Genomic DNA, 462 nt, shown 5'->3' on the forward strand with positions numbered 1-462 from the left:
GTCACTTAGGCAGGCTGGACACTTGATTTCTAGAGTTATTCGCATTTCTCTATTTTATCAAAATCCAACCTGCTTTTTTTCAGCATACTTTTTGAAACACCACCGAATTTTTAAAAAAGGCAGCAGCGTACTTTGCCAAAGAAAGTCAGTAAGGTACGCCTATATGAAACAAAAAAGATATTCTTTTCCAATTACCTTAATGGCTCGATTACTTCATGTTTCAGTTTCATGTTTTTATGATTGGCTCAAGAGAGGCGTGAGCAAAAGAACGATTCAACGAAATCAACAGACGATATTGGTGAAAATAGCCCATGAGGAGACAAAGCAGAGCTATGGTTATATTCGATTAACCAAATACTTACAAGCTCAGGGCATAAAAATGAGTATGTACGCTGTACGTCAGATAAAAGCGCTGAACCACCTGTATTGTAAGCGACACAAGCGTTTTAAAAGGACTACGAA

1 pseudogene is annotated in these 462 nt (G+C 37.7%); it reads left to right on the forward strand.

Annotation, left to right across the window (positions count from 1 at the left end):
• Positions 1-112: 112 nt before the first annotated feature.
• Positions 113-462: pseudogene (locus WFH18_RS17765) on the forward strand (IS3 family transposase); the annotation flags it as partial.

It is taken from the genome of Acinetobacter sp. USHLN143 (assembly GCF_037145695.1).
Classification (GTDB): Bacteria; Pseudomonadota; Gammaproteobacteria; order Pseudomonadales; family Moraxellaceae; genus Acinetobacter; species Acinetobacter fasciculus.